Source organism: Bowmanella yangjiangensis, assembly GCF_017255015.1.
GTDB lineage: Bacteria > Pseudomonadota > Gammaproteobacteria > Enterobacterales > Alteromonadaceae > Bowmanella > Bowmanella yangjiangensis.
In genome coordinates this window covers 1-2,410 of the sequence record NZ_JAFKCS010000116.1, presented here as the reverse complement: position 1 = coordinate 2,410, position 2,410 = coordinate 1, and the positions used below count along the sequence as shown (strand labels likewise).

Sequence of the window (2,410 nt, the reverse complement as noted above, 5' to 3'; positions counted from 1 at the left end):
GGACTCGGATCGTGGACCAAAGGATTATGAGTTGCCTAGAAATGCCTCAAACCCAGTAAAACCGTGAGCAGTTCGGCGCAGGTAAAATAAGCTGAAAGCAGCGTCCTTAAAGGGCTTGAGCGTATTTTTGCGAAATCCTAAAAAGCTAAGCACTGTACCGACAGTGTACCGTTGATAGTTAGCTCACATGCCTCAGCGCTTAGCTGGATTCCATCTGCGTAAGCTATCACCAGTCTTTCATGGTGGCTCACCCGATAGTGCAATTTTTACGACGTTATCCCTGGAGCTCATCTTGTCTCTGGCGATCATCATCATAGATCATAAAGTTATAAAAGATAATTATTAATCCATAAAAATGTGTTGACAGGGCATTTTTTTTGGTTTTTGTTTATTAAACCGATTTGGTTGTTTTCTTGTTTTTCAACCAAAATGGTTTGTTGGTCGTTGAGTGTATCTAAGCCTGGCTATGCCCCATGTACGGCTTATTTAGCTTCCCAGAATGTATGTGTTCAGCCAGCGTAAAATATTAAAATCCATTGTATCTATTTGGCTGCCACTCCAAATTGACTCAATAGAAAATTTGGCAATTGCTGCCACTATCATTGTGATAAAAAAGCTCAGAAACGTACCGATCATAATGTATTCTGATCGTGCGCTATCGTTGTCATCTTTTAAATCATTGAAGCGAAATGCAGTTTTAATTGCCATGACAATGGCTATGCCCGCAGGCTGGCTGAATGTATAAAATACAAAGAGCATGAGTCTTTCGATATATCCAATCCATTTCCCTGCACCGTTTGAATCAAAAGCACTTTTAGAGTCTATCTCAAGGTTTTTGCCTTCTAAGAGTTTGACTAGTGTCTCGGCTTTGGTTCTGGATTTAGATAGCGCGGAAGCAAGATCGGGTTCCGTCAAACTTGAACTGTAGTTTTTGGCTAATTCTGAATAGTATGCCTCAGCAAGGAAGCTTTTGGTTATTTGTATTTTTCTGGACACGCCTCCTATTTTTTTGCTGCTCATGAATAGTGTGATGAATATAGAGGATGGTCTAAGTAGTATAAGTAGTGATAATAAAAAGATTGCGGCTGTCAGCAGTTCTGTATGTATTGCTGCGTTTTGGTTTGGATCTTCTTTGGCATAAAAAAATATTAGCGCGAGCCAGAATATAACCGAGACATGAAGTAGTTGGTCTGCTAGAAATATAAGGGATCTATAGGGTTGATTTTTTCTTGAAAACAACTCTTTTAGTATGTCGATAATTATATGGCTGAAAAATACTGCCTCAAAGATTATAAGGAGTAGATTAAGGTTCTTTGTGACTATCTGTGTGAGGCTGCTTGTTTCTGAATTGGCATAAAGCCAGATTGCTACGGTTGCAGTTAATGTTGTTGCGTGAGTTAGTGCATGATGTAGGTGTGCTTTTAAGAAGGCGAGATTTATATTCCTTTGGATTTTTTTGTTTTCCACGCACTCTCTTGATTGGAAGTAAAAGTCACAAAGTACATGCCCCGTAAGCAAGAGTGTGAGCAGAAGATAAGTACTCATTTTAACGCCTTAAGTAATGTATTTGATCTCTAGAATTTTCTAGGAAGTCAAAGATTTGCCTTATTCCTCCTCGGTCTATGAGTTTGTAAATATTTTGCTGTGTCTTTCCTGTTTTTTTAGATAGTTCCAGTGCATTAATTCTTCTTTCTATAATTATCTCGGAAAGAACTTGAGCTTGAGGCTTGGATAGCGAGCTGACAATGTAGTCAAGTAGTCTAATGGGGCCGCTAAATGACTTGTGCCATTTTTCAATTTTTGAGCTAAAGATCATCATTGTATTTTTGGGCATATGATCTAGCCCTCTGCCGGATAATAAGTAGGCATCCTCAAAGTAGGAGCGATTTTTTAGCTCTGCTGATAAATCAATTTCACTGTAGGAGAGAGAAAGTCGAGCATCATACTTCATCTCAATGTCATCGCTAAGGGATATAAGGTGTGAGCGAAGGTATACAGCCAAATCAAGGAAATAAGCTGGTTCGCTTAAGGTGATTTGAAAGAAGTCTCCTCTGAATATGTCAACTTGCTGTATTGAAAACATATCTAAGTGTTCAAGGTTCTTGAGAACGGTTTCCATACTCTTGAGATAAGGTAGTCCTCTCTCATATCCGATCGATGACTTGTATAAATCACCTGTAATGACACCGATACCATTTTTCATTGAAAGCTCTTGACAAGAGTAAAAAAAAAGCAGCGGGATTGCCAACCAATTTGGTTGAAATCATAATTTTCAACCAAATTGAATATAGCAGTGAAGTCAAAAAAATCTACAGGCAAGACAAAAAGCCCGCGCAGTAGCCTGCCGCAGGCGGCAAACTCCCGTGCTCAGCGTGCTATCTGGTAACGGGTACTGCGCCCGCCACTGGGA

General features: G+C 39.6%; 2 protein-coding genes. Both read right to left on the bottom strand.

Annotated features, from left to right (window positions below):
- Positions 1-486: 486 nt before the first annotated feature.
- Positions 487-1,545: a DUF3307 domain-containing protein gene (locus tag J0A65_RS22380; RefSeq protein ID WP_206596530.1), complete on the bottom strand. Its 1,059-nt coding sequence runs from the start codon at positions 1,543-1,545 to the stop codon at positions 487-489.
- Between the two features lies 1 nt (position 1,546).
- Positions 1,547-2,203, bottom strand: a complete 657-nt coding sequence (locus tag J0A65_RS22375) for a hypothetical protein (RefSeq protein ID WP_206596529.1) — start codon at positions 2,201-2,203, stop codon at positions 1,547-1,549.
- Positions 2,204-2,410 lie beyond the last annotated feature (207 nt).

Bases quoted from the DNA above. Each gene is read 5' to 3' on its own strand.
- J0A65_RS22375 (WP_206596529.1), bottom strand. From the start codon at position 2,203: ATGAAAAATGGTATCGGTGTCATTACAGGTGATTTATACAAGTCATCG.
- J0A65_RS22380 (WP_206596530.1), bottom strand. From the start codon at position 1,545: ATGAGTACTTATCTTCTGCTCACACTCTTGCTTACGGGGCATGTACTT.